At 51.1% G+C, this 22841-nt stretch carries 32 protein-coding genes, 1 tRNA gene and 1 pseudogene; 2 read left to right on the forward strand and 32 right to left on the reverse strand.

Annotation, left to right across the window (positions count from 1 at the left end):
* Positions 1–60: 60 nt before the first annotated feature.
* Positions 61–687, forward strand: coding sequence for a lytic transglycosylase domain-containing protein (locus MJZ25_11880; protein MCQ2124873.1), 627 nt, complete (start codon positions 61–63; stop codon positions 685–687).
* 105 nt (positions 688–792) lie between these two features.
* Here MJZ25_11880 and lon read toward each other — a convergent pair whose 3' ends face one another.
* The 5 genes from lon to MJZ25_11905 all read right to left on the reverse strand — a co-directional run bounded on the left by lon (position 793) and on the right by MJZ25_11905 (position 6599).
* Positions 793–3204, reverse strand: coding sequence for an endopeptidase La (gene lon, locus MJZ25_11885; protein ID MCQ2124874.1), 2412 nt, complete (start codon positions 3202–3204; stop codon positions 793–795).
* Positions 3205–3328: 124 nt separating this feature from the next.
* Positions 3329–4606, reverse strand: coding sequence for an ATP-dependent Clp protease ATP-binding subunit ClpX (clpX, locus tag MJZ25_11890; protein MCQ2124875.1), 1278 nt, complete (start codon positions 4604–4606; stop codon positions 3329–3331).
* The gene (locus MJZ25_11895; GenBank protein MCQ2124876.1) at positions 4606–5199 is read right to left on the reverse strand and encodes an ATP-dependent Clp protease proteolytic subunit; all 594 of its coding nucleotides are present in this window, start codon (positions 5197–5199) and stop codon (positions 4606–4608) included. Before MJZ25_11895 ends, clpX begins: the two co-directional genes overlap by 1 nt.
* 11 nt (positions 5200–5210) lie before the next feature.
* Positions 5211–6470, reverse strand: coding sequence for a trigger factor (gene tig, locus MJZ25_11900; GenBank protein ID MCQ2124877.1), 1260 nt, complete (start codon positions 6468–6470; stop codon positions 5211–5213).
* A gap of 49 nt (positions 6471–6519) precedes the next feature.
* Positions 6520–6599, reverse strand: a tRNA-Leu gene (locus MJZ25_11905).
* Positions 6600–6665: 66 nt separating this feature from the next.
* Here MJZ25_11905 and MJZ25_11910 point away from each other — a divergent pair.
* Positions 6666–7898 carry an oligosaccharide flippase family protein gene (locus MJZ25_11910; GenBank protein MCQ2124878.1) on the forward strand — a complete coding sequence of 411 codons (1233 nt, stop codon included), beginning with the start codon at positions 6666–6668 and terminating at the stop codon, positions 7896–7898.
* On the opposite strand, the gene MJZ25_11915 is transcribed toward MJZ25_11910, so the two are convergent.
* From MJZ25_11915 to rplB, 27 genes and pseudogenes are all read right to left on the reverse strand, one after another.
* The gene (locus tag MJZ25_11915) at positions 7839–9188 is read right to left on the reverse strand and encodes an oligosaccharide repeat unit polymerase (protein MCQ2124879.1); all 1350 of its coding nucleotides are present in this window, start codon (positions 9186–9188) and stop codon (positions 7839–7841) included. The genes MJZ25_11910 and MJZ25_11915 overlap by 60 nt on opposite strands.
* A gap of 3 nt (positions 9189–9191) precedes the next feature.
* Entirely contained in the window at positions 9192–10397 is a 1206-nt protein-coding gene (locus MJZ25_11920; protein MCQ2124880.1) for a Wzz/FepE/Etk N-terminal domain-containing protein, read from the reverse strand.
* 4 nt (positions 10398–10401) lie between these two features.
* Positions 10402–11568, reverse strand: a complete 1167-nt coding sequence (locus MJZ25_11925; GenBank protein ID MCQ2124881.1) for a polysaccharide biosynthesis/export family protein — start codon at positions 11566–11568, stop codon at positions 10402–10404.
* Between the two features lie 378 nt (positions 11569–11946).
* Positions 11947–12321: pseudogene (gene rplQ, locus MJZ25_11930) on the reverse strand (50S ribosomal protein L17).
* Positions 12322–12324: 3 nt separating this feature from the next.
* Positions 12325–13299 (reverse strand): DNA-directed RNA polymerase subunit alpha, encoded by a 975-nt coding sequence (locus MJZ25_11935; GenBank protein MCQ2124882.1) that lies wholly within the window; start codon positions 13297–13299, stop codon positions 12325–12327.
* An 18-nt stretch (positions 13300–13317) separates the two neighbouring features.
* Entirely contained in the window at positions 13318–13665 is a 348-nt protein-coding gene (rpsK, locus tag MJZ25_11940) for a 30S ribosomal protein S11 (protein MCQ2124883.1), read from the reverse strand.
* Between the two features lie 98 nt (positions 13666–13763).
* Positions 13764–14132, reverse strand: coding sequence for a 30S ribosomal protein S13 (gene rpsM, locus MJZ25_11945; protein MCQ2124884.1), 369 nt, complete (start codon positions 14130–14132; stop codon positions 13764–13766).
* A gap of 9 nt (positions 14133–14141) precedes the next feature.
* Positions 14142–14258 carry a 50S ribosomal protein L36 gene (rpmJ, locus tag MJZ25_11950; GenBank protein ID MCQ2124885.1) on the reverse strand — a complete coding sequence of 39 codons (117 nt, stop codon included), beginning with the start codon at positions 14256–14258 and terminating at the stop codon, positions 14142–14144.
* 27 nt (positions 14259–14285) lie between these two features.
* The gene (gene infA, locus MJZ25_11955) at positions 14286–14504 is read right to left on the reverse strand and encodes a translation initiation factor IF-1 (protein MCQ2124886.1); all 219 of its coding nucleotides are present in this window, start codon (positions 14502–14504) and stop codon (positions 14286–14288) included.
* Complete coding sequence (gene secY, locus MJZ25_11960) at positions 14504–15865, reverse strand: preprotein translocase subunit SecY (protein ID MCQ2124887.1); 1362 nt, start codon at positions 15863–15865, stop codon at positions 14504–14506. The genes infA and secY overlap by 1 nt, the downstream gene beginning before the upstream one ends.
* Positions 15865–16302 carry a 50S ribosomal protein L15 gene (rplO, locus tag MJZ25_11965; GenBank protein ID MCQ2124888.1) on the reverse strand — a complete coding sequence of 146 codons (438 nt, stop codon included), beginning with the start codon at positions 16300–16302 and terminating at the stop codon, positions 15865–15867. Before rplO ends, secY begins: the two co-directional genes overlap by 1 nt.
* A gap of 1 nt (position 16303) precedes the next feature.
* Positions 16304–16483 (reverse strand): 50S ribosomal protein L30, encoded by a 180-nt coding sequence (gene rpmD / locus MJZ25_11970; GenBank protein MCQ2124889.1) that lies wholly within the window; start codon positions 16481–16483, stop codon positions 16304–16306.
* A gap of 11 nt (positions 16484–16494) precedes the next feature.
* The gene (rpsE, locus tag MJZ25_11975; GenBank protein MCQ2124890.1) at positions 16495–16977 is read right to left on the reverse strand and encodes a 30S ribosomal protein S5; all 483 of its coding nucleotides are present in this window, start codon (positions 16975–16977) and stop codon (positions 16495–16497) included.
* 13 nt (positions 16978–16990) lie between these two features.
* On the reverse strand, positions 16991–17365 hold the full coding sequence (gene rplR / locus MJZ25_11980; protein ID MCQ2124891.1) for a 50S ribosomal protein L18: 375 nt from the start codon (positions 17363–17365) through the stop codon (positions 16991–16993).
* A 6-nt stretch (positions 17366–17371) separates the two neighbouring features.
* Positions 17372–17911, reverse strand: a complete 540-nt coding sequence (gene rplF / locus MJZ25_11985; protein ID MCQ2124892.1) for a 50S ribosomal protein L6 — start codon at positions 17909–17911, stop codon at positions 17372–17374.
* Between the two features lie 2 nt (positions 17912–17913).
* Positions 17914–18309 carry a 30S ribosomal protein S8 gene (rpsH, locus tag MJZ25_11990; protein MCQ2124893.1) on the reverse strand — a complete coding sequence of 132 codons (396 nt, stop codon included), beginning with the start codon at positions 18307–18309 and terminating at the stop codon, positions 17914–17916.
* Between the two features lie 13 nt (positions 18310–18322).
* Complete coding sequence (locus MJZ25_11995; GenBank protein MCQ2124894.1) at positions 18323–18508, reverse strand: type Z 30S ribosomal protein S14; 186 nt, start codon at positions 18506–18508, stop codon at positions 18323–18325.
* A gap of 9 nt (positions 18509–18517) precedes the next feature.
* Positions 18518–19057, reverse strand: coding sequence for a 50S ribosomal protein L5 (gene rplE / locus MJZ25_12000; GenBank protein ID MCQ2124895.1), 540 nt, complete (start codon positions 19055–19057; stop codon positions 18518–18520).
* 2 nt (positions 19058–19059) lie between these two features.
* Positions 19060–19359 carry a 50S ribosomal protein L24 gene (rplX, locus tag MJZ25_12005; protein MCQ2124896.1) on the reverse strand — a complete coding sequence of 100 codons (300 nt, stop codon included), beginning with the start codon at positions 19357–19359 and terminating at the stop codon, positions 19060–19062.
* On the reverse strand, positions 19359–19727 hold the full coding sequence (gene rplN, locus MJZ25_12010; GenBank protein MCQ2124897.1) for a 50S ribosomal protein L14: 369 nt from the start codon (positions 19725–19727) through the stop codon (positions 19359–19361). Before rplN ends, rplX begins: the two co-directional genes overlap by 1 nt.
* Before the next feature lie 21 nt (positions 19728–19748).
* Positions 19749–20003, reverse strand: a complete 255-nt coding sequence (rpsQ, locus tag MJZ25_12015; GenBank protein ID MCQ2124898.1) for a 30S ribosomal protein S17 — start codon at positions 20001–20003, stop codon at positions 19749–19751.
* Positions 20004–20021: 18 nt separating this feature from the next.
* On the reverse strand, positions 20022–20213 hold the full coding sequence (rpmC, locus tag MJZ25_12020; protein ID MCQ2124899.1) for a 50S ribosomal protein L29: 192 nt from the start codon (positions 20211–20213) through the stop codon (positions 20022–20024).
* On the reverse strand, positions 20213–20626 hold the full coding sequence (gene rplP, locus MJZ25_12025) for a 50S ribosomal protein L16 (protein ID MCQ2124900.1): 414 nt from the start codon (positions 20624–20626) through the stop codon (positions 20213–20215). The genes rpmC and rplP overlap by 1 nt, the downstream gene beginning before the upstream one ends.
* 3 nt (positions 20627–20629) lie before the next feature.
* Entirely contained in the window at positions 20630–21289 is a 660-nt protein-coding gene (gene rpsC, locus MJZ25_12030) for a 30S ribosomal protein S3 (protein MCQ2124901.1), read from the reverse strand.
* Between the two features lie 5 nt (positions 21290–21294).
* Positions 21295–21642, reverse strand: coding sequence for a 50S ribosomal protein L22 (rplV, locus tag MJZ25_12035; protein ID MCQ2124902.1), 348 nt, complete (start codon positions 21640–21642; stop codon positions 21295–21297).
* A complete protein-coding gene (gene rpsS, locus MJZ25_12040; GenBank protein MCQ2124903.1) occupies positions 21642–21923 on the reverse strand; it encodes a 30S ribosomal protein S19 in 282 nt (93 codons plus the stop codon). Before rpsS ends, rplV begins: the two co-directional genes overlap by 1 nt.
* A gap of 3 nt (positions 21924–21926) precedes the next feature.
* Positions 21927–22757, reverse strand: coding sequence for a 50S ribosomal protein L2 (gene rplB / locus MJZ25_12045; protein MCQ2124904.1), 831 nt, complete (start codon positions 22755–22757; stop codon positions 21927–21929).
* Between the last annotated feature and the right edge of the window lie 84 nt (positions 22758–22841).

The following is a 22841-nucleotide window of genomic DNA, read 5'->3' on the forward strand; positions in this document are numbered from 1 at the left end:
GCCCAAGTTTTTATGGAACCGACTTTTAATATATTGCAGTACGGAAAGGCGAGGAGAACTTTGAAGAAATTACTACTGGTCATATTTGCGGTTCTATTCTTTTGCGGGGGTGCGCTTCCCGCAGTGGAAGACTATCTGGATGAAATCGCAAACAGCAAGGAAGTCCTGACCTTTTTCAACAAGAAGGATTCTCCCGAAAAACTGAAGAAGTTCATCACCTCGGTTAATCAGAAACTGAGCGCCGCCGATGTGGATCGCTTTTCCAATTATATCCTGACTTATTCAAAGCAGTACGATGTGGACTATAAATTGGTGGCCGCCGTCATTGCCCAGGAAAGCAAATTCAAGGTCAACGCCAAAAGCCGCGTCGGTGCGTTAGGGCTGATGCAGGTGATGCCCACCACCGGGAAAAACGTGGCCCAGAAACTGAAACTCCAAAGCTTCAACCTGATGGATGCGAAGGACAATATCCAGATCGGCGTCAAGTTCATCTCCATGCTGCACAAGGAATACAGTGGCGATATCAACTTAATGCTGGCCCATTACAACGGCGGATACAAGCAGGCGGAACTGTACAAGACTTTCAGGTACTTCGAACTTTTACGTCTTGTGTTTATGAAATACGAAACCTTTGACTACGTGAAAAAAGTCAAGGCCAACTACCGAAAGATTAATCGGGAACTTTAGCCGTCTCGAAATCTAATCCCGAAATTTAAACGTTGCGAATTTAAACGTTGCGAAATTTCTGTACAAAAAAAGACCCGCAGATTTGTTCCGCGGGTCCTTTAATTTTTACTTCTTGCCAGATTTTTTCTTCGCGGCCGTCTTGCCGGCAGGCTTTTCGCTCGCGGCTTTCTTTTCGTCAACCTTCGCAGATTTTGCACCGGGCTTCACAAAGAGAATCTTGATGATTTCGTCGATGTGCTTGTGGGTGTAAATCTTCAGGCCCTTCTTTGCAGGAGCGGGAAGTTCGTTCACATCCTTCTGGTTCTGGGCAGGCAGGCGCAAGGTCTTCACACCAGCCTGGAGAGCAGCCAAAGCCTTCTCGTTCAAGCCGCCGATTGCAAGGCAGGCGCCAGTGAGGCTCACTTCACCAGTGAACGCGATGTCCGGCGGAATGGGCTGCTTGGTGAATGCAGAGAGCAAGCACAAAGTGAGGGCGATACCGGCGGAGGGGCCGTCCTTGGGAACAGCGCCTTCGGGCACGTGAATGTGAATGTCGGTCTTTCCGAACTTTTCAGCGTCGATGCCGAAATCTTCCAAGCGTTCACGCACCAAGGAGAGAGCGATCTGGGCGGATTCCTTCATCACGTCGCCCAGCTTACCGGTGAGCAAGAGATTGCCCTTGCCCGCCATGAGGGAACATTCAATAGGCAGGATTTCGCCGCCAACGCTTGTCCAGGCAAGGCCAGTCACAACGCCCGGACGACCCGGTTCCGGCAACTGGCTTTCCAGGAATCGCGGAGCACCCAGGTATTCCTGCAAGGTCTTTTCATTCAGTTCCTTAGTAAACTTCTTGCCCATCACCATGTCCTTGGCGCGGTGACGCACAACGTTTTCCAGCATGCGTTCCAGTTCACGGACGCCAGCTTCGCGGGTCCAGTCGCGGATCACCTTGCGGACAATTTCATCGGGGAACTGGATGTCTTCACCCAGCTTCACGCCGGTACGTTCGCAAATGCGGGGCACCAGGTAGTTGGATGCAATCTTTTCCTTTTCGTGGGGATAGTAACCCGGAAGGCGCACGATTTCCAAACGGTCGTGCAAAGCTTCGGGAATCTGGTTCTCGTTGTTTGCAGTAGCGATGAACAGCACGCGGGAAAGATCCAGGCCCACTTCCATGAAGTGGTCGGTAAAGTCGTGATTCTGTTCCGGGTCCAAGACTTCCAGCATAGCGCTGGCGGGATCGCCGCGGAAGTCGCTAGCCATCTTGTCAATTTCATCCAGAAGAATAATGGGGTTCATGCACTTGGCACGCTTGAGGGCATGAATGAAACGGCCCGGCATGGCGCCAATGTAAGTGCGGCGATGACCACGGATTTCAGCTTCGTCACGGACACCACCCAAAGTGATGCGAACGAAACTACGCTGCATTGCCTTGGCGATGGATTCCACCAAGGTAGTCTTACCGACGCCCGGAGGACCCACCAGGCAGAGGATCGGTGCGCGGCGTTCTGTACCGGTAAGCTTCAGAACGGCAACGTATTCCATGATGCGATCCTTCACCTTGTCCAAGCCGAAATGCTTGGAGTCCAGTTCGGACTTCACCTTCTTCATGTTCAAAACGGTTTCGGTATATTCACCGTAGGGCAGCGTGAGGAACCAATCCAGATAGTTGCGGCTCACGGCGTATTCCGGAGAAGTGGGCTGCATCAGACGCATGCGGCCGATTTCTTCTTCAAGCTTTTCCTGGATGGCGGGGGCGAACTTCTTCTCCTTGATTTTCTTCAGGAGCTGATCCGGTTCGGACTGACCGTTTTCGCCATCAAGTTCATCTTGCAGCTGACGGATCTGTTCGGAAATGAACCATTCCTTCTGCTGCTGGGCCATCTTCTGACGAACGTTCTGCTGAACCTTCACCATCACATTGTCGTTGCTTGCGGCCACCTGCATCACTTCCAGGAGACGGTCTGCCAAAGCTTCGATGTTGCCAATTTCCAAAAGGCGCTGACGTTCATCCAAAGAAACCTGGAGGAACGGGATCATTCCATAGAAAGCATTGAGGTGGCTATCCATGGTGAACAATGCATCCACCATGCCTTCGGCAATATTCCTGTGCATGGAATATTCCCTGAACTGGTTCAATACGGCTTCGAACTTTTCGCTCTTGTCCTTCAGGGTGATTGCCGGAACCTTGGGAGTAACGGTGACCTTGAAGAAACCTTCGTTGGAGACGATGGAACGGAGGTCCACCACCACGTCGCCTTCCAGCACAACCTTCACGCAACCATTGGGGAACGGAGTCACATTGCTAATGCGAGCCAACACACCCACGGAATACAAATCCAGCATGGGGTTGTCGATGAGTTCCTGTTCAATATTCTTCTGGGCAGCGAGAATAATCTCGTTGTCGTGAGCTTCGGCGTATTCCAAAGCCTTAAGGGAAATGTCTCTACCAACAAGAATGCGGCGAGTTGTCAAAGGGAAAACAATGGCGTCCCTCAGCGGGAGCAACGGAAAGCTTTTCGAAAAGTCAATAGCCAAAATTTTTCTCCAATATTTTTACGACCCAAAAATACAAAAAAGGATGACGCCTTACCTAGGCTAATCATCCCTTTGGCGCTTGCAAAGTCCGCTTCAGCACGGGGCCGATTTGCGGACACACAAACTAGGAAGCTTTCTTACGAGATTTCTTGGGCGTCTCGGAAGAAGGATTCAATGCCTTCTTGACCATGTCGGCAGTAAGAAGCAACTTCTTGTTTTCAGTGCCGGGCATTTCAAACATGTAGCGCTGCAGAGCCTTTTCCATGACGGAACGGAGGCCGCGGGCACCAGTTTTGCGGACCATGGTTTCGCGGACGATTTCCTTGAGGGCATCATCCTCGAATTCCAACTCGATACCGTCCATTGCGAACAAACTCTTGTACTGCTTTACCAAGGCGTTCTTGGGTTTGGTCAAGATGTTGAGCAATGCGGATTCGTCAAGTTCTTCGAGAGCCACAGCCACAGGCAAACGGCCGACGATTTCGGGAATCAAACCGAACTGAATCAAGTCATCAGGTTCGATTACCTTGAAGAGTTCACTCAGGGAGTTTTCTTCTGCGCTACGAATTTCGGCACCAAAGCCCATGCCGCCCTTGTTGATGCGGCGGGAAATAATCTTGTCCAAAGTTTCGAAGGCGCCACCGCAAATGAAAAGGATGTTGCGGGTATTCACCTGAACCAGTGGCTGTTCCGGATGCTTACGGCCACCCTTCGGGGGCACGGCAGCAACGGTACCTTCCAAAAGCTTCAGCAAGCCCTGCTGAACACCTTCGCCACTGACGTCGCGGGTGATGGAAGGATTGGCGGTCTTACGGGCGATCTTGTCGATTTCATCGATGAAGATGATGCCACGTTCGGCCTTGGCCACATCATAGTCGGCAGCCTGCAAAAGGCGCACGATGATGCTGTCCACGTCTTCACCAACGTAGCCTGCTTCCGTAAGGACGGTAGCATCGGCAATGGAGAACGGAACATCAAGGAAGCGGGCCATGGTCTGAGCCAGCAAAGTCTTACCGGATCCGGTAGGGCCCACCAACAGCAAGTTGGACTTTTCCACTTCCACGTCGTTCTTGTCGGTATGAGTTTGTTTGTAACGCAGACGCTTGTAGTGATTGTAGACGGCAACAGAAAGTGCCATCTTGGCCTGGTCCTGGCCGATTACGAATTCGTCCAGGTGGGCCTTGATTTCAGAAGGGCACGGGAGCGGCTTGGAAGCAACTTCTGCTGCAGCCGCAGCCTGTTGAGAACGGGAACGGTCTTCTTCAATGATGCGGTGGCACATGGACACACAATCACTACAGATGTGGACCCCAGCACCAGTAATCATCTTTTCGACTTGCTCAGCCGGTTTACCGCAGAAACTGCAAGTAACCGTCGGGTGGTTCTTCCCGTTACGATACATTAGATACCCTCTTTACGCGGCACGAAGATTTCGTCAATGACGCCAAATGCCTTGGCTTCTTCAGGACTCATGTAAAAATCACGGTCGGTCTTTTCACGGACTTCTTCGATTGCCTTGCCAGTATGCTTGGCGACGATTTCTGCCAGGGTGTCCTTAGTGCGGACAATTTCCTTTGCAGTAATCTGGATGTCGGTAGACTGACCGGTAGCGGCGCCGGACGGCTGGTGCAACATGATGCGGGAATGCGGGAGAGCGTAGCGCTTGCCCTTGGTTCCAGCAGCCAGCAACACAGCAGCCATCGATGCACAACTACCAATACAGATTGTAGCGATGTTCGGACGAACATGCTGCATGGTATCATAAATGGCCAAACCTGCCGACACGTATCCACCAGGGCTGTTGATGTACAGCGTAATATCCTTTTCCGGGTTCTCGTATTCAAGGAAAATCAACTGGGCCATAACATTGTTGGCCACTTCATCGTTAATGGGAGTTCCCAAGAAGATGATGCGTTCCTTAAGGAGACGGGAATAGATATCGTAGGCGCGTTCACCGCGACCGGTGGTCTCAATGACGGTAGGGATGATCATTATGAGTGTACCTCTTACTTTGTTTCTTCAGCAGCAGGGCGGATACCGACGATGAAGTCTGCAGCCAACTGGATGCGGAGTTCGTCACGGAGGCTGTTGATACGGCCGGACTGACGGAAATGAGCCTTCAGGGATTCGAAGTCAACGTGGTATGCGTTGGCGAGATCCTGCAAGCGAGCATCAACGGTAGCCTGGGTCGGCTTGATCTTTTCAGCGGTTGCGACGAAGTCGAGAATGCGATGCTTCTTGATTTCCTTGATTGCTTCCGGAGCGAGAGCCTTAATCTGTTCTTCAGTGGGTTCGACCATGTCCTTTTCGCTCTGAGCGTTGCGGTTCATGGACCAACGGATGAGGTCGTAGATACGAGCCTGCGGGACTTCGAACGGGTTAGCTTCGATAATCTTGTCGATAGCTTCGTTCACAGCCTTGTTCTTGACGAGTTCCTTCTTCTGGTTTGCGAGGCTGTCAGCGAGGTTCTGCTTCAATTCTTCAACAGACTTGACACCAACCTGTTCGAGGAAAGTTTCGTCCATGGTGGGCGGAACAATAGCGCGGACGTCGGTGATTTCAACCTTGAACTGAGCAGTCTTACCACGATAGCGTTCGTCCTTGTGGTCTTCCGGATACTGGAAGTTGATTTCCTTGGTTTCGCCAGCGGATGCACCGTTGAGGCCAGCATCGAATCCCGGGGAAGCGGATTCACCGAGGAGAGAGCGGAATTCACGGTTTTCCGGAAGGTCCTGCTTTTCGCCGTCGATGATGACTTCGATGTAGTTACCGACAACAACGTCGCCCTTTGCAGCAGCGCGGTCAACGTGTTCGTCCTTGCTCCACATCTGCATGAGACGGTTGTATTCGTCTTCGACTTCAGAATCGTTGATTGCAGCATCCGGAACGGTAACGCCAGTGTCAGCATAGCCCTTGATGTCGATGACCGGATCCATTTCGACTTCCACCTTAAGTGCGATGTCGGAAGCCTTGTCGTCCTTGAAATCAACAACCTTCATGGGGCCGACCGGAATGATGTTAGCCTTCTTGAGTTCTTCGGTAACGATCTTGTTAACGATTTCGTCGACAGCTTCGTGACGAATGGATTCGCCGAACTGCTTCAGGATCATAGCCTTGGGAACCTGGCCCTGACGGAAACCCTTAAGGGTGACCTGCTTCTTGTACTGAGAGAGCTTCTTTTCGAAAGGAGCGGTCAAATCAGCCTGCGGAATAGTGATTTCGAGAGTGCGAACGGTTGCACTGGTTTCTTTGATTTCAACGGTCATTATGGACTCCGAGGATCGATTTATAATCGAATGTTAGATGTTAAATGCATGCGAGGGGTGGGAGTCGAACCCACACACCGAGGTACCAGATCCTAAGTCTGGCGCGTCTGCCAATTCCGCCACTCTCGCGATTTTGCACCCAAAGATACAAAAAACAAAAGACACATGTTGCATAATCATCTATTTTATGTCCCGTTGCAAGCGTTAAAGAATATCAAGATCGGCGTTTTCATTTCCTTGGTGAACATTCTCATCCAGGGCGTTTCCGTCCTCGTCCAGAATATTATCGCTAGCAACCTAGGAATTGTCAAATTCGGATTCTTCGGAATTCTGCAAAGTGACTACACCATATTCTGCGCCTTGGCGGATTTCGGCATGGCCACCCTGATTCTTGCTTTCTTCGGCAAGAGGGCAACCCAGGGCAGGCTATTTACCAACGTCCTGCAACTACGCCTCTCCATGACAGCTGTCGCAGCGCTTGCCATGGTCCTGTTCGCCTGCATAGTCCGCCGGGACAGCCCCATGTTCTACGGAGAACTGGTTCTCGCCCTGGGGCTTCTATTCCAGCACGCATTCTTCGACTGGTATTTCATCTGCGGAAACTTCTGGAAGAAACTGCTCATTTCAAAGGTCCTGCACACCATTTCCTATACCACGGTCATGGGAATAGCCCTCTGGTATTTCAAGCTTGATTCCATCCCGGCCATCGCTGGTGCCATGGTCCTTGCGGCAATTCCCGCATTCGGCTTCGGTGTCGGACAGGCATTCAACACCAAGGTATTCCACATCGGCAGGCACACAAAGCAATTCTTTAAACTCATGTTCAAGTCCGCGGGGCCCTACGCCATTGCAAGCCTAGCCAGCTTCGCATACCTTCCCGTCGGCCTGTACACCATCGCAAGTTTCGCCAACGAGACTTTCCTCGGCGCCTACAATTTTGCACACAAACTAATAATGCTTGCATCCGGGCTCATGGTCCACTTCATTTCCTCGAGCCTCATCTCACTGCATCAAACCGACAGCAAGATCCTCCATCTTCGCGACCAGATTACATTCACGGCATTCATCGCCGTGGCTTGTTCACCCTTCTGGCTCTTCCCGGAATACACACTCAAGATTATCTTCTTCGCAGCCCCCTGGACCGACGACGTTCTCCAGACAAGCTGCTTCTGCCTGCGAATTCTTTCCCTTTCCTTGATACTCCAGGCAACCCGCATGGGAATGATCTCTACCATGCTGAAGGAAAAGCGCACCTGGCTCTACGGAATCATGATTTCACTGGGCGGCCTTTTCAATATCGTCGTCTGCCTTGTAGGCGGCAACTTCCTTGATAGCCGTTATATTCCGGTATTAACTCTTACCGGAGACTTACTGCTGAGCTTGCAGCTGGCCGTCTACTTTTTCAAGAACAGGCGCATCCGCTGGTAATTCACTTGCCACGGCAGGCTTTCGTTTCCAGCCCCCGCAAATCGTGGTTGCTGCGAAGATATAGAATCCCCAGATGCAATAGAGGCCCTGCTTGTAGCCAGCCGTAAAGAACCACCATCCCACAAAGTAAATGAAGAAGGTGTATAGGGCAATCTGTCGTGGCGTGTAAGGTCCGCAAAGCCTCAGGTGCAACAAGGTCAGGGCTATGCCGCAGAAGAACGGGAACAGGAAACAACCCACCAGGTACAAGTCCTTGTAGACTTCCCACAAGTAGTTCACCGTATTGAAACCGCCCACCTTCTGGATTCGGTCATTAAAAGCGTTGTCCCACCTTAGGCTATTCTTGAAGCTTCCGCTGACCCGGAAGAACTCAAATACACCGCTAAAAAAATCAATACCGTAAGTATGGGGATGGATTTCCCTGTCGTTCGGCGAGTTCAATGCATAGTCCAGGTTCCAGTAGTTGTTGGCCACGTACATGTAGGGCAGCTTCATCACCACATCCATAGCCTTGCCCTTCACATCGCTGCCGCCGTACTGGGCTCGCACACTACTGATTCCCACAAAACCGCCAATGGCAAGAATCAACACGAAGCTTATAACGAAAGGCGAAATCCTCTTGAACAAATAGTTGGACATGATTATCAGGAAACCCACATTGAAGAACAACGAGGTTCTGTTAGGGTAAGCCAGCAGATTCATCAAGATGGTAAAAAACACCATGAACTTTGAAAGCCTGCAAACAAAGACATTGCTGTTGAACTTCTTAAAGGCGGCAATACCGAAAAGCATGACCGCCAAGGGCCCGCTACTCAGGAGTACAGCGAAGTAGCCGTAATCCACATCCTTCGACATCCAATCCGACGGGTGGTCCGCAAAGATAATCAAGGTGCCGACCTTCATGACGACGCCGGCCACACCAACCATGAAAAGAAGGAAGGAAACTAACGAAAATACAAGATGCACGTTCCAGTTGTATTCCTTTTGCGGAACCGGCTCGGCCAGGGTACAACAGAGTCTCTTGGTCCTTGCATACTGGGTAACCAGAAAACATCCCGAGCAAAAAGAAAGCAAGCCCAGGATCCACACCATCCAGGTCTTCGCATGGAAATCCGTCATTGCCGGATCAATGCGCAAAAAGGCAATTCCCAAGGTGAGGAACTGAGTAAAGCAATAGATGGAAATAGGGCTGAAAAAATCCCTCTTGAGCCATACCACCCGAATCAGGCAGTACATCGCGACAATAGCGCAAACTGTAGTTTCCGGATATAGCATTATCCAGGAAAACATAGGCTACCCTTTCTTCTTGGAGAAATGGCCCTTGAATTTAATCCACTGCACACCCACCTCGGAACCGCGGGCAACTTCTTCATCCAGGAAACCGAGGATGTTGCAAATGATGGTTGCCAAAATGAAGGAAACCATGCATGTGAACATCAAGGTCACGCCACGGAGCGGGAAAACCTTCTTGTCGTTTTCCCAAGGCGGTTCAAGAACATGGAGGTTGGTAAGCATCTTGGCTTCTTCCATGCGCATTTGTTCGCTCTGCTGACGAAGCAATTTGTACATCGCTTCCTGAACGCGAATCTCGCTTTCACGACGCACATATTCGGCGCCAAGTTCCGGAGACTTCTTCAAGGAGACGATACCCACATTCTTGTGCTTTCCATTTACAGCACCGTTCAAGGCAGCATTCACGCCCTGGTAGCGCTTGTTCAATTCTTCATAGCGTTTGCTGTTCTCTCCACGGTCTGCCTTTTCAAAAGCCATTTCCATGGCGATTTCTTCACGTCTGGATTGCAGGGTGGTCAAGTACTTGAGAGTAGATTCCAGCTGAACTTCCGGATCGTAGAAGTTGTTTTCCTCCTGGAACTTCACAAAGGAAGCCATCAAGGAATCCAGGGTGTGGAGGCAGGAGTCCAGGCGGGAATCCAGGTAGAGTCGGGACTGTCGAGCCTGGGCGGTCTTGAAGGCATTGAAGGCGGAATCGGCCTTTTCCAAGATAAAGGCGACCATCTTGGCGGCCAGCTTGTAGTCTTCATCTTCCACCGTAATGGAGAACATGTCCTCCTTGTTGGTTTCCATACCGAAGTTCTTACGGAACATCTTCAGCAAGTCGGCATGGAACTTTCCGTCGAACTCGTAATGCTCGGCAAGATTGAAGGTTTCGATGACCTGGTTATGAAGTTCCCAGGAATTCATGATGGTCCATACGGCATTGGCGTCGTCGTCGGCAGAACCCAAACCCAGGAGAGAAGAAACACCCCCCGAGGCGCCACCAAGCATGGAACTCAAGCCGCTAAGGGACGGCTGGGACGATGCCGGCGGAGTCACCACCGCAGTGGCGGCATACACAGGCTTTAATACCCACATCACCAGCACAAAGGCGACTAGCGTGGGCAAGATCAAAATAAGAAGCCACAGCTTGAAACGCTTCAAGCTGTTGTTCATCAGATGAAGAATGATCTCAATAAATCCGGCAGATTCCTGCTTTTCCATAGAGCTACTTAAAGTTAACGTAAACGATGAGGGCAGACGAAACAATCGTCAAAAGGGAGGCCAGGAACAACGTGACATCCTTAAAGGATTCGTAATGACTCCTGGGAATTTCAATGTAGTCACCGGGCAGGATCTGGTCCTGGGTAACATTCAAGGACAATGCATCCGGGGATTCGCCACGCCAAACCTTGATCTGATTCCAAGTACCAGTCATGGGGTTGATACCTGCGGCGGCGGCGTAATCCAAGGCGTGCCAAGTCGGATCGTAGGGGTAACGGCCAATGGCATTCACTGCACCACCGACATACACCAGCATTTCCTGCACAGAGAACTCAACTTCGGTATTGGGAAGAACAGTGGTTTCCTTCATCTCGGAAAGAGTAATCCAGCGGGGCGACTTGCCTGGTTCACGAACACAGGCGGCCTTGTAGCCAAAGCTATGAAGTCTTGAACCACCGGCAAGTTCGTAGTATTCCTGCAAAGTACGGCCTTCCTTGTAGGCGACGCTTGTCTTAAAGCCAGGGAAAATCATGGAGATGTTATCGCCCAGTCCTACATAGGGCACATAGATCTTGTCGCCCTGCTGCAACATGATGTCGTCTTCAAAATTACCGTTTGCAGACATGGCGCTATAGTTCACATGGATTGTATCCTTGCCACGAATGACCTGGATGTCTTCTGTGTTAGCACGAGCAACCGTGCCACCCATCTGACGCACAAAGTAACTGAGTCTCGTCTGGGCATCGACCATGTGTTGACCAATCTGTCCCACGGCACCCATTGCATTCACACGGAATTTCTTGAGGGCAGCCAGCTGGACGAAACACTGTTCTCGCTTATAGCGCTTGGAGGCAAGTTCAAGAATCAGTTCCCTTGCTTCTGCAAGAGTCTTGCCGCCAACATTCACCATGCCACATTCCTCAATGGCCACAGAACCATCGGGGTACACCTGAACGGTCAGGTAATTCTGTTCAAGCATGATATCAAGAAAATCACCCGGGCCCAGCACATAACTGGAGTCCACAGGCTCTTCCGCATACGTGGGAGTCATGGTCACGTTGCTGCGGTTTGCCAGCCCAGGGGTCTTCGTATTGGCCAGAGAGCCAAACGGAGAGTCTTCGGCAAGAACCAAGGAACACAGCACCAAAAGTACAGTTATAAAACGTCGCATCAAAAACCATCTATACAAAAACTTGTTTTATAAAAATACAAAAAAATGATTTGGAAAATCACGTAACTGCAATAAATTCAACGAATTACGGACTTTTGAGATTAATCGCACAAACGCGGAAAAATCAATCGGGGGTGCGCAGGATGATAATCATTTCCACGGTCTTTGCTTTTCTCGTAACAAAAAAAGCCCGGCCTTTGCTTTTTCTCGTAACAAAAAAGCCCGGCCTTTCGACCGAGCTTTTTAAAGCTTTCGCCTTGAGGTGCGCTATCGCTAGCGCCCATCAGATTAGTTCTTGCTTTCGCCTTCGACCATGTCGACAGCTTCCGGCTTTGCAGCGTCAGCAGTCTTCTTGGTCTTCACAACGATTTCGTCTTCGACGAGACCGATGAGAGCCATTTCGGCAGCGTCACCAGCGCGGTTCGGGCCGAGCTTCAGGATACGGGTATAACCACCGTTACGAGAAGCATAGCGAGGACCGATAGTGTTGAACAAATCCTGGAGAACCTTCGGGTCCATCACGAAGCGAGCTGCTTCACGACGTGCAGAAAGGTCACCCTTCTTTGCATAAGTAATCATGCGATCCACATAGCCGCGAACGAGCTTGGCCTTGTGGAGAGTGGTGCGCACATAACGGTTGCCCTGTTCGGCTTCCATGCCCTTACCGATGATGGAAGTGGCAAGAGCGCGGAGGATGGCACGCTTGTGCTGGGCGTTAACGCCGAGTTTCTTGTTTTTTACACCGTGTCTCATTGTTTAATCCTTCAAGTAGTCATCGACGTCCATGCCAAAGCTGAGGCCCATGGAGGTCAATACTTCGTTAAGTTCAACCAAGGACTTGCGACCGAAGTTCTTGTATTTGAGCATATCGCCTTCCTTGTTACGCACAAGTTCGCCAACGGTATGGATGTTTGCCATACGGAGGCAGTTGCTGGAGCGAACAGAGAGTTCCAGGTCGTCCACACGGGTGCGGAGGAGCTGGGCGATGCGCTGACGTTCTTCATCCATTTCAAGTTCTTCAGGAGATTCGAGATCGCCTTCGAAGTTGATGAAGATTTCCAGATGGTCCATGAGGAGCTTTGCAGCGTATGCAAGAGCGTCTTCAGGATCGATGGAACCGTCAGTAGTAATCTCAAGTTCCAAACGGTTGTAGTCCGTCTTTTGGCCAACGCGGGTATCGCTGATGTGCATAGCGACTTTCTGCACCGGGTTGAAGTTTGCGTCCATAGCAATGACTCCAATCGGAGCGTCCTTGTCCTTCAATTCGTCAGCAGTGACATAGCCACGGCCGCTGGAAATCTTGACTTCCAGAGACAAAGATGCGTTTCCGTTCAGAGTTGCAATATGAACGTCCGGTGTCAGAATTGCGACATTCGGATTTTCCATGAAGTCCTTAGCAGTGACTTCGCCGTCGCCGGACATGTCCAGGCGGAGGGTTTCGTCATGGTCGGACAGGAGCTTTACGCGGATGCTCTTAAGATTCAGGATAATGTCGGTGACATCTTCCTTGACACCCGGAACAGTAGAAAATTCCTTGTCAACGCCTTCAATTTTCACGGAGACAATAGCTGCGCCCTGCAGAGAGGAGAGGAGCGAGCGACGGAGTGCGTTACCGAGGGTGATACCCCAGCCACGTTCCAAGGCTTCTACGACAAACTTTGCGTAGCGGCCGTCTTCGCCGGTCTCAACTTTCTGGAAGCTGCGCGGCATCTGAAGTGATTTCCACATCATTGGCGATACCTCTTTTAATTAGACTCTTCTCTTCTTTTTAGGACGGCAACCATTGTGCGGAACGCCCGTCACGTCTCGAATAGAGAGAACTTCGAGGCCCGCATTCTTGATAGCACGGACAGCGGATTCACGACCACCACCTGCACCCTTGACGCGGACATCCACCTTGCGCATACCGAGGTCGAAAGCCTTGTGAGCAGCGACTTCTGCAGCGAGCTGGGCAGCAAACGGAGTGCTCTTACGAGAGCCCTTGAAACCGGAGTTACCGGGAGAGCCCCAAGCTACAACGTTACCGCGAGCATCGGTGATAGAAACGATTGTGTTATTGAAGGAAGCGAAAACGCAGGCAATGCCCTGAACGTCAATACGCTTCTTGCCCTTCTTGACCTTGACTTCTTCAGCAGCCGGAGCTTCGACAGCGGCAGCAGTTTCATTAATTACTTCTTCAGCCACGATAAGACTCCTTACTTCTTCTTGTTAGCCACAGTTTTCTTCGGGCCCTTACGAGTACGGGCATTGGTGCGGGAACGCTGACCGCGGACCGGGAGGCCCTTGCGGTGACGCAAACCACGATAGCAGCCAATATCCTGCAAACGCTTAATGTTCAAGGTAACTTCTGCGCGAAGCTGACCTTCCACAGAGTATTCATCTTCGAGGAGATGACGGATCTTACCCTGTTCTTCTTCAGTCAGGTCGTCACACTTCTTGTTCTTGTCAATGCCCAACTGAGCACAGACCTTATTAGCGGTGAACAGACCGACACCATAGATAGCCGTCAGACCGTATTCAACAGTCTTGTTTCTCGGCAAATCGACACCAGCGATACGTGCCATACGATCTCCTTATCCCTGCTTCTGCTTGTGACGGGGGTTCTTCGAACAGATGATGCGCAATACACCCTTACGACGGATGATCTTGCAGTTTTCACATCTGGGTTTGATGGAGGCTTTGATTTTCATAGGTTTGACCTTCTTTGAAAATACCTATTACTTGTAACGGTATGTGATTCTTCCACGATTGAGGTCGTAGGGAGAAATCTCAACCAACACTTTGTCGTCCGGCAAAATTCTAATGAAATGCCGACGCATCTTTCCTGAAACATGGGCCAGAATTTCGTGACCATTTCCGAGTTGAACGCGGAAGAAAGCGTTGGGGAGAGCCTCCAACACAACACCTTCTACTTGAATTCCTTCTTCTTTAGCCACTAGGATGCCATCCTGCCGCGAATGCGGCCACGTTTCAAGAAACCTTCATAATTCTTGGTATGCAATTGAGCTTCGAGCTGACGAAGTGTATCAAGTGCAACACCAACCACGATCAAGACCGAGGTGCCCCCAATATAGAAACTCATATTGAGTGCGTCTTTCAAATACCAGGGACCAACGCTAATAAAAGCGAGATAAAGGGCACCGGGCAGAGAAATTCTGGTCAAAACATGGTCAATGTATTCTGCTGTCTGCTTACCTGGGCGGACTCCCGGGATAAAAGCTCCAGATCTCTTCAGGTTTTCTGCAATATCATTCGGGTTGTACTGAATTGCAGTGTAGAAGAACGTGAAGAAAATGATCAAGAGAGCATCTATCACACTATAGGTCACATGACCGGGGATAAATGCAGCAGCAAAAGCCTGCATAGCGGACACGTTCGGGAACCAAGATGCAATCATTGCTGGAATGAACATGATGCAGCTGGCGAAAATTACAGGGATCACGTTAGCGGTATTCACCTTGAAGGGCAAATAGCTAGACTGACCACCTACAACCTTACTTCCGACGGTTCTACGAGGACTTTGGAGCGGAATGCGACGGTTCGCCTGCTCAACAAAAACGATAAAGCCAACAATCAGGACCACCATTGCCAGTATGAATACTTCAATGGCGAGGGGCTGAATGCCTTCTCTAAACATTTCTGTTTCGGCAAGGACGGCCCTTGGGAGACCGCCGACGATACCGGCGAAGATGATAAGAGAAATACCATTACCCACACCGTGCGAAGTAATCTGTTCGCCAAGGTACATCACGAAGACCGTACCAGCAGTGAAGGTCAGGGTAGCCAAAAGGCGGAAACCAAGGACACCGGCGCCAGTAGAGAAGTCGTCGACGAGGACGGAGACATTCGCACCAGTAGCCGTGGTTACCTTTAATGTGGAAAGCCAAACGGAAATACCCCATCCCTGCAAGAGGCAAAGAACCACTGTAAAGTAACGGGTATATTGGTTCAACTTAGCACGTCCTTCCTGGCCTTCCTTCTGCAAAGTCTGGATGGCAGGAATAACGGATCCCATCAACTGGATAATAATGCTTGCGCTAATGTAGGGCATGATACCCAAGGCAAACACGGTAGCCTTAGCAAAGGCACCACCAGTGAAGGAGTCGTACAAGCCGAACAAATTATTCGAGTTACGGAAGAATTCAGCAAGGATTGCAGAATTCACACCGGGGATGGTGATGTGAGCGCCAATACGATAAACGATCAAAAGACCAAGCGTAAAAAGCAACTTCTTACGCAGGTCTTCAATCTTGAAGGCATTGACAAACGCATCAATAGCTTTCTTGAGAGCTTCCATTAGATGATCTCGACTTTGCCGCCAGCAGCTTCGATGAGGCTCTTAGCCTTTTCGCTGATAGCGTTAACCTTGACATTGATAGCCTTATCGACAGCACCGAATGCGAGAACCTTGATGGGTTCTTCAACATTGCGAACCATGCCGAGGTCGAACATGACCTTAGCGTCGAATTCGGTTGCGCTTGCAGAAGCGAGCTTCTTCAAGTTAACGATCTGGTATTCGAGACCAGCGTGCTTGAAGCCGCGCTTCGGAATGCGGCGGTGAATCGGCATCTGGCCGCCTTCGAAAGCGACACGACCGGCCTTAGCACTCTTACGAGCGCCAGCACCCTTCTGACCACGGCCAGCAGTGGTGCCCCAACCGGAACCCGGACCACGACCGATACGCTTGCGCTTAACGACCTTAGCCTTGCCAGGATTGAGTGTATTGAGTTCCATCTTAGATCTCCTCGACCTTGACCATGTCAGCCACGGCATTGATCATGCCCTGGATGGAGGGGGTCAGATTGTGTTCAACAGATTGTCCGATCTTGCGGAGGCCGAGTGCAGCAACGTTTGCACGGTGCATCGGGAGACGACGGACAGTACCCTTGATCAAAGTAATACGAACTTTCTTCATTGTATTACCCCTTAGGCGTTAGCACCGCGCAGTGCAGCGCAGTCCTGTTTGTTCTTCTGAGCCAAGAGACCTTCGACGCAAGCGCGTACGACAGTGCTCGGGTTGGAAGAACCGTGAATCTTAGTGAGGATGTTGCGCACACCAGCGAGTTCGAGAACTGCACGTGCAGCAGCACCAGCGATAACACCGGTACCCGGAGCAGCCGGCATCAAAAGGATGCGAGTTGCACCGCTCTTGACTTCGATGTCGTGCGGGATGGTGCCGTCCAGGAGCTGGACTTCAACGATGTTGCGCTGAGCGGCTTCGGTACCCTTACGGATAGCTTCGGAAACTTCCTTAGCCTTACCGAGACCAACACCAATCTTGCCGTTCTTGTTGCCAACGACAACGAGAGCGGAGAAAGACATACGACGACCGCCCTTAACGGTCTTGGCGCAACGGTTGATGTGTACAACCTTGTCTTCAAATTCAGAAACTTGAGCTTCGCGTTCCAAAGTGTACCTCGTATTAGAACTTCAAGCCGCCTTCACGAGCACCTTCTGCAAGGGCCTGAACGCGACCATGATAGATGTAACCGCCGCGGTCGAAGACCACGGATTCAATGCCCTTGGACTTTGCGACTTCAGCAATCAAGAGACCGAGCTGCTTGCTCTGTTCGGACTTGGTCATTTCGCCATACTTAGCCTGGAATTCCTTGGAAGTAGTGGTGAGCTGAACAAGAGACTTGTTGTTGACGTCGTCGATGATCTGGGCAACCATGTGAGACAGAGAACGGCGAACAGCCAAACGAGGGCTTTCTGCAGTTCCGACAACAGACTTGCGTACGCGTTCATGGCGTGCGATTCTGGACTGGATTCTTTTTTTAGCAATTGCAGTCATAATTTACCCTTATTTACCTGTCTTCTTACCCTGCTTGCGACGGACAATTTCGCCTTCGTACTTAATGCCCTTGCCCTTATACGGTTCAGGACGACGGTACTTGCGAATTTCTGCTGCAGCCTGGCCAACCTTCTGCTTATCGATGCCGGAGATGGAGATCTTCAGCGGATCAACAGCCTTCAGTTCAACGCCTTCCGGTGCCTTGTAGATAACCGGATGAGAGAAACCGAGAACGAGGTTGAGGTCCTTGCCCTTCTGTTCAACACGGTAGCCAACGCCAACGATTTCGAGAGTCTTCTGGAAACCCTTGGTCACGCCTTCGACCATGTTAGCAACGAGAGCACGGGTGGTGCCATGAATTGCACGAGAGAACTTCTGGTCATCCGGACGAGTGAAGGAGAGCTTGTCGCCATCGAGATTGATCTTGATCAATTCGTGAACGTCGACTTCGAGCTTGCCCTTCGGGCCTTCGACCTTGATGTTCTGACCATTGACGGCGATTTTAACGCCAGCCGGGATGTTGATAATAGCTTTACCGATACGGGACATCTTTACCAAACCTTTGCGATGACTTCACCGCCCACATTTTCCTTGCGAGCTTCGTGGTCAGTCATGACGCCTTTAGAGGTGGAGATGATAGCATAACCGAGGCCATTGCGAACACGCGGGAGCTTAGCTGCGTCAACATAGTGACGAAGACCCGGCGTAGAAACGCGCTGAATGCCCTGGATAGCGGATTCACCGTTAGTGTAGCGGAGGAGGACCTTGAGGATGCCCTGCTTACCGTCTTCAACTACGACGAACTTCTTAATGAAACCTTTTTCCTGCAACACGCGAGCGATTTCACGCTTCAGGTTGCTGGCAGGAATGTCCACCACGGGGAGCTTTGCCGTAGAGGCATTGCGGATACGGGTGAGCATATCGGCGATAGGATCTGTCATTGCCATGAGTATACTCTCCTTACCAAGACGACTTAGTGATACCGGGGATTTCGCCGGCGAGTGCCATTTCGCGGAAGCAAATACGGCAAAGGCCAAAGCGGCGCATAAAGGCGTGCGGCCTACCGCAACGCTTGCAACGGTTGTACCCACGAACGGTATACTTCGGAGTACGCTTGCATTTTTCAATCATTCTTGTGCTTGCCATGGTATTACCTTACTTGCGGAAGGGGAGTCCAAGTTCTTCGAGCAGTGCACGGCCTTCTTCGTCGGTCTTTGCAGAGGTAACGAAGGAGATGTCCATACCGAAAGTACGAGAGATCTTGTCGATGTCGATTTCGACGAAGATGGTCTGTTCCTTAATGCCCAGGGTGAAGTTACCCATGCCATCAAAGCCACGACGTGCGAGACCACGGAAGTCACGGACACGCGGGAGGTTGATGTTGATAAAGCGATAGAGGAAGTCCCACATGTTGTCACCATGGAGAGTTACCTTAGCACCGATACCGATACCTTCACGGAGGTGGAAGTTAGCGATAGCCTTCTTAGCGTTGGTAACTACAGCCTTCTGACCAGTGATAGCGGTCAGGGTATCAGCAGCTTCGTCAAGAATCTTGCGGTTCTGAGCAGCTGCGCCAACACCCATGTTGACGACGATCTTCTGGAGACGGGGAATTTCCATCACGTTCTTGTATGCAAACTTCTGCTGCAAGGCCGGGACGACTTTTTCGAGATAGAATTGCTTCATCTGGTTCATAGTTATACCGCCTTACCGGTTTTGACACTCACGCGGACAGCCTTCTTACCGGCTTCACGAACGATGCGAGTGCGAACAGGAGTGTTGCCTTCGAGGAGCATCACGTTGGAAATGTCGATCGGCAATTCCTTTTCAATGATGCCACCAGTCTGGTTGGTCTGGCTCGGCTTTTCGTGACGCTTGCAAACGTTGACGCCGCTAACGGTCACCTTGCCGCCCTTGACACTGATCACGGTGCCGGTCTTGCCCTTGTTGGCACCGGAAATCACCTTGACGTTATCATTTTTCTTAATGTTAGCCATTAGAGAACCTCAGGTGCGAGGGAGATGATCTTCATGTACTTCTTGTCGCGGAGCTCACGAGCCACCGGTCCAAAAATACGGGTTCCACGCGGTTCACCTTCCTTATTGATGAGAACCACTGCATTGTCGGAGAAACGGATAAGCGTTCCATCCGGACGTGCGATTTCCTTACGGGTGCGGACGACTACTGCGTCTGCCACGGAACCCTTCTTCACCTTGCTCTGGGGGATAGCGTCTTTAACGGCTACCTTGATGACATCACCGATGCTTGCATAGCGACGGTTTGTGCCACCCAAAACACGGATGCAGGCGACTTCCTTGGCACCACTGTTATCGGCCACGACGAGTCTGGTTTCTTCTTGAATCATATTCGCCTTACTCCAAAAAGATTATTTCTTCTTTTCCACAATGCGAACCAGGCGCCAGCGCTTAGTTGCAGAGAGGGGACGAGTTTCCATGATTTCTACCAGGTCACCTTCTTCGGCTTCATTGTTTTCGTCATGAGCCTTGAGCTTCTTAGTAGTAGTCATGATTTTGTTGTACATCGGGTGACGCTTGCGGTTTTCAACCACAACCGTGATGGTCTTATCCATCTTGTCAGAAGAGACAACGCCCTGCTTAACCTTACGAAGGTTTCTATCCATTTCCTGCTCCTGCCTGGCTTAAGCCTTGGCCTTTTCGGTGAGGATGGTCTTGATTCGAGCGATATCCTTGCGGGTAAGCTGAATCAAAGAGGGTTTTTCCAAGTTACCGAGCTTAGCAGCCATGCGGTAATTGAACAGATCGAGATTCAACTGGGCCAGCTTTTCCTTGAGCTGGTCAACGCCCAGTTCCTTTAATTCACGTGCCTTCATTAGATCTCCGATTCTTCGATGATTTTGCACTTGAGGGGGAGCTTCTGAGCTGCCACGTGGAGAGCTTCCAGTGCCAGTTCGCGTTCTACACCACCCATTTCGAAAATGATGCGACCCGGGAGGATTACGGCTGCCCAGAATTCGACAGCGCCCTTACCCTTACCCATACGAGCTTCTGCAGGATGGCGAGTAATCGGCTTGTCGGGGAAGACGCGGATCCAAACGCGGCCACCGCGCTTGATCTTACGAGTCATGGCGATACGAGCAGCTTCAATCTGACGAGCAGTGAGCCAGCACTTTTCGAGAGCCTGAATGCCGAATTCGCCGAAGGCGATGGAGTTGCCGCGAGAGGCGACGCCCTTCATGCGGCCTTTCATCTGCTTACGATGTAATGTTCTTTTAGGACTCAGCATATATTACTTCTCTCTCTTGTTATCGGACATGACGTCCTTACCAATCTTTTCACCGTGCATGATCCACACCTTGATACCGATAGCACCGTAAACGGTCTTAGCGATAGAAGTTGCGTAATCAATGTCTGCACGAAGAGTGTGCAGAGGCACGCGGCCTTCAGCATACTTTTCAACGCGGGCAATTTCGGCACCACCGAGGCGACCGCCGCACTGCACCTTGATACCTTCCACACCCATACGCATAGCGGACTGGATGGCGCGCTTCATAGCACGACGGAAGGAAATGCGCTTTTCGAGCTGGCGAGCGATGTTTTCAGCAACGAGCTTAGCATCGGCTTCGGGACGCTTGATTTCCTGGACGTTAATATAGATTTCTTTTCCGGTGAGGAACTGGAGTTCGCCCTTCAGCTTCTCCAATTCTTCGCCCTTTCGACCGATAACGATACCCGGGCGAGCGGTAAAGAGGTTAACATTCACCTTCTTGACGGTACGTTCGATGCCAACCTTGGAAAGGGAAGCATGTTCGAAGCGCTTCATCAAGTAGCGACGGAGCACGATGTCTTCATAAAGAAGATCGGCAAACTTGTCTTCGGCATACCACTTGGATTCCCAGCCGCGGATAACGCCAAGACGAAGACCATTCGGATGAGTTTTCTGACCCATTGTAATTACTCCTTGTTGGCCACAACGACTGTGATGTGAGAGAGCGGCTTTTCGATACGGAAAGCACGACCCTGGGAACGCGGATGGATGCGCTTCATGATGGTTGCACCGTCAGCAGTGATGGTCTTGATGACCAGTTCTTCTGCGGCAACCGGAGCGGCAGACTTCTGCTTGAAGTTAGCAACAGCGGACTTCAAAGCATTTTCTACCAGGGGAGCGCCCTTGGTCTGCGTGTGGAGGATGGAAAGCATTGCGAATGCTTCTGCAACGGACTTGCCGCGAACCAGGTCGACAACGCGACGCAGCTTGCGAACACCGTAGCGAACGTTTTTCACTTTAGCGACAGCTTGCATTATTTCTTGCCTCCAGCAGCTTCAGTCTTACGGTGGCCCTTGAATGTACGGGTCATAGAGAATTCACCGAGCTTGTGACCGACCATGTTTTCGGTAACATAAACCGGGATGAACTGCTTGCCGTTATAGACGGAGAAAGTGAGACCGACCATATCGGGAATGATGGTAGAACGACGAGACCAGGTCTTGATGGCCTGCTTCTTGTCGGAACCAGCCATTGCCTGAGCTTTGACGAGAACGTGGGAATCCACGAACGCACCTTTCTTAAGGGATCTGGACATGAATTAGGCCCTCTTCTGACGACGACGTACGATGAAACGATCGGTACGCTTATTGTTACGAGTTTTAGCACCCTTAGAGTTCTTACCCCAAGGAGAGCAGGGATGACGACCACCAGAGGTACGACCTTCACCACCACCAAGGGGGTGATCGACCGGGTTCATAACGACACCACGGACGGCCGGACGCTTACCGAGCCAACGAGAACGGCCAGCGGAACCAGAGGATTCATTCATGTGATCGATATTGGAAACCTGACCAACGGTAGCGAGGCAGTCTTCAGAGATGTAGCGAACTTCGCCACTCGGGAGACGAACCTGGCAGAGCTTGCCGTCCTTAGCAACCAGTTCTGCACCGGCACCAGCGGAACGAGCAATCTGAGCACCCTTGCCCGGCTTCATTTCGATGTTGTGGATAATGGTGTTCAGCGGGATTTCGCGAATCGGCAATGCGTTACCGACGCGGAATTCTGCGCCTTCACCAGAGTTCAGGACATCGCCGACCTTGATGCCAGCCGGAGCGATGATGTAAGCACGCTTACCGTTTTCGAACTTAACGAGAGCGATACGTGCGGTACGGTTCGGATCGTATTCGATTGTTTCGACAGTGCAGGAGATACCAGCGGACTGACGCTTGAAATCGATGAGACGATACAACTTCTTGTGACCACCACCGCGACGGCGGGAGGTGATTTCACCGGCGTTGTTACGGCCAGAGCTACGCTTGATGCCCTGGGTAAGAGCCTTGAACGGCTTATCAGCAGTGATTTCCTTGCGGTCACCAATCTGCTTGTAACGAAGCGTCGGGGTAAGCGGGCGATAAGACTTCAGACCCATGATTATACTCCTTCGAACTCAGCGATGGACTGACCGGCCTTCAAAGTGATGTAGGCCTTCTTCCAGTTGGACTTCTTGCCAGCA

This window comes from Fibrobacter sp. (assembly GCA_024399065.1).
Classification (GTDB): Bacteria; Fibrobacterota; Fibrobacteria; order Fibrobacterales; family Fibrobacteraceae; genus Fibrobacter.